Consider the following 2,849-nt stretch of genomic DNA (forward strand, 5'->3'; position numbering starts at 1 on the left):
AACGTTCATGAGTTTCCCATTTGTACTCGCGCTCCCAACTGATGTAGAGCTCATCGCGAAAACCGTTAGGGAAGACATGCAGGAACTTGCGCCGGCAGCGTGCAGCGCCATCCAGTTTGCGGCTACGTGTGTGCGCCGGGGCGGCCATCGTATCCAGTCGTCTCCGTCTGGTTGCTAAAGATGCTCGCGCGGCGCCGAAAGCGGGCGGAGGCGTCCCAAACAGCCGCGAAGCCTCGCCTGAACTCGCTGAGGTCATTGAAGCCGCATTCGACGGCCACTTGCTGCCAACACGTAGCTAACCTCGGCATGATTCAAGTGCTTGCGCGAGTGGTGTTTTGAAATTACCCCCTGAATTACCCATTGCCGGGTGCTCGCTTGAACGCACTTTTTCACTTGGTTCGTAGCGGGTAACAACAACCCTTCGGAAGCAGTTCGACGCTTCCGGACTCCAAGATCGTGACCGGATGGCGTTTACGACCAATCCTTTGTTTGTCGGCTAGCTGTGCACGCACGCCGCTCTGCTCGACAGAAGCCGATATCCCCTTCAGCCCTCCACATCCGTCTGTGGGCGGTCATCGGGTTTCACTACCTCTCGATGCCACTTGCCGTTCTCGTCCTCGTATTCGATTGATGCCGGTTCCTCACCTGAGGTGGAGGATTGCTCTCGTGCCGCTAAATTCGCTGCGCGGCGCGCCGCATCGTGCGTCCGGTACGTTTCTGAAAATGTGCCCGAGGCTGTGTACGCCCAACCGCCGTCGTGCCTCACAATCTTGTAGACGACCTTAGTCATTGCGTCCTTCATGGCCCGGTGCGGACCTCACATTGATAGCCGAGGGAGATGATCCCAGAGCGTCGTCATGTCGGCTACTCAAGCGGACCGCTGTCGATCTGCCGGCCCTGTCCCAGGCCACGCTAGCTCACAGATTTGCTCAGGCCGCCTCGGCGCCGCCAACGCCTTTGCGTCGCCGATCTGGAGGCCCCCCTCATGTCTCAGCGCTGCCGTTGAGGTCGAAGAGGGCGCGATACTGCCTAGGCTGAGAGCGCAGATGCTGCCCGGGAGCCCGGACGCGTCCCCCTAAGATGTGCGGCCGCGTGCCATGGCCACCTGGGGTCATAGAGGATGGTACGTGCGAGCGCGCAAGATCTGCGTCCCCTGTACCGACGATCGCCTCCGCCTGCTCGTAGTCGGTAATGAGGCCGACCGCAATGACCGGTATCGTGACGCAGAAAAGCGGACAGTCCAGGGCTCAATTGCCTGCCAAGGCCTCCTCAAGGCATTCTCCGTCGGTCTGCAGAAGATCAAGAGGCCGCGATTTGCGGGCGGCGTCGGCCATAGCACGGCCTGGTGTTCTGGAACCTATGCGAGCGTCATGTGGAAATTCATAGGCCGAAACCTTCACATAATCTGCGAGAGTTTTTCAGTGAGGTCGCCGTCGTCCTTCTGGGGATCGGCATCGCCTTGGCGGGCGAACAGGCGCTCAGTAGTCTCGAATGGCGTCACAAGATGCGACTCGTGACCGAGGAGATGCGTCAGGAGATCTCTGGCGATGACGGGCCACAGGTTCTGGAGCGCGTTGCGCTTTCCCCATGTATCGACAAGGCCCTAGACGCAATTCGAAGTTCAGTGGAACAGAATACGGGTAGATCGACGGTGCTCGAGGCGGTCGATCGCTTTGCGACACCCCGGCACACGTGGGACAACATCGCGTTTCAGGCTGCGGTTTCCGCCGGAGTCCTGGCACAAATGCCGGTAGATCGCGTCGACGCCATGTCGCGCTTCTATTCCCTGATGCCGGTGCTTGAAAACGCAAACGAGCGGGAATTTCGGGATGGCGCGGCGCTGAACGCACTGAGTCGTACCGGCGGCCCATTGACAGATGGAGAGCGAGGACATGTGCTCGAGGCGGTAGAAACGCTTCGTCGAGACGACGCGGAGATGCTCAGGTTCGCGACTCTCGCCAACGCCGCAATGCACCAACTCGGTATTACTGTCGGAGACTATCAGCCGCTGGCCGGAAACGTTTCGTCGTTACAGGATCCGCAGCGCGTGATCATCGAGATGGAAAAGTCACCGATGGCTCAGCAATGCGTTGACGAACTCAAGAGGTCGCTCCAGGTCCTTCGGTGAGATCGGGCGGTCCGGCGTTGGAAAGCGACATCAAGGTCGATCGAGAGTAGACCATCGCCGCGCCAGTCCCGAATTATCACCAGCAAGGACTCAGCGAAGATGGGTGCCATTGCCATCGCCGCGCCAGTCCCGAATCATCACCAGCAAGGACTCAGCGAAGATGGGTGCCATTGCCATCGCCGCTCATTAGGGCGTCGTCCTTCGCATCTCGCGGCGAACGGCCGCTTTGACGGATTCTGCACCGCCGCGATGAAGGTCCGCTTTGGCCGATCAGCGACGGTCCGGGAGCAGCGCCGGTCATCTATTGCACCCGAACGGTTACTGACGGCGGCAGCGTGTGGTAGCGGGGCCCGATTTGAAGGTATTTTCGCCCAGCGGGTGCGGATCAGGCTTACGTAGTCGTGTAACTACACCGCTTCGTCAGCAGTTCACTTGCAAAGCTAATTTCCGTCGCCACTAGAAACGCCCGTTCAGAGCGCTTGCCTGGTGCACGGCGTGCGCGCACTTTTGCCGTACGAATCTTTTATAGTTCGCGCGGAAATCGAAGTGACTCGTGCCTCGAATTAATCGATCAAAGAGTTTTATTTATTTGAAATATAAAGGAAATCTGGTGCCCGGGAGAGGACTCGAACCTCCACGGAGTTACCCGCTAGTACCTGAAACTAGTGCGTCTACCAATTCCGCCACCCGGGCAGGTGAGGAAGGCCGCGCAATGTACGCA

2 protein-coding genes, 1 tRNA gene and 1 pseudogene are annotated in these 2,849 nt (G+C 59.0%); 1 reads left to right on the top strand and 3 read right to left on the bottom strand.

What is annotated here, in order from left to right:
- Nucleotides 1-544: 544 nt before the first annotated feature.
- Nucleotides 545-790, bottom strand: a complete 246-nt coding sequence (locus JOY90_RS31770) for a DUF2188 domain-containing protein (protein WP_291695047.1) — start codon at nucleotides 788-790, stop codon at nucleotides 545-547.
- 193 nt (nucleotides 791-983) lie between these two features.
- Nucleotides 984-1,223 (bottom strand): annotated as a pseudogene (locus JOY90_RS31775) (oxidoreductase); the annotation flags it as partial.
- Nucleotides 1,224-1,345: 122 nt separating this feature from the next.
- Between JOY90_RS31775 and JOY90_RS31780 the strand changes: the two are divergent.
- Nucleotides 1,346-2,128 carry a hypothetical protein gene (locus tag JOY90_RS31780; protein WP_291695048.1) on the top strand — a complete coding sequence of 261 codons (783 nt, stop codon included), beginning with the start codon at nucleotides 1,346-1,348 and terminating at the stop codon, nucleotides 2,126-2,128.
- 608 nt (nucleotides 2,129-2,736) lie between these two features.
- Here JOY90_RS31780 and JOY90_RS31785 read toward each other — a convergent pair.
- Nucleotides 2,737-2,821, bottom strand: a tRNA-Leu gene (locus JOY90_RS31785).
- Between the last annotated feature and the right edge of the window lie 28 nt (nucleotides 2,822-2,849).

The organism is Bradyrhizobium sp., assembly GCF_019242285.1.
In the GTDB taxonomy this organism is placed as follows: Bacteria; Pseudomonadota; Alphaproteobacteria; order Rhizobiales; family Xanthobacteraceae; genus Bradyrhizobium.

Coding starts and splice junctions, on each gene's coding strand:
- JOY90_RS31770 (WP_291695047.1), bottom strand. CDS start 790: ATGACTAAGGTCGTCTACAAGATTGTGAGGCACGACGGCGGTTGGGCG.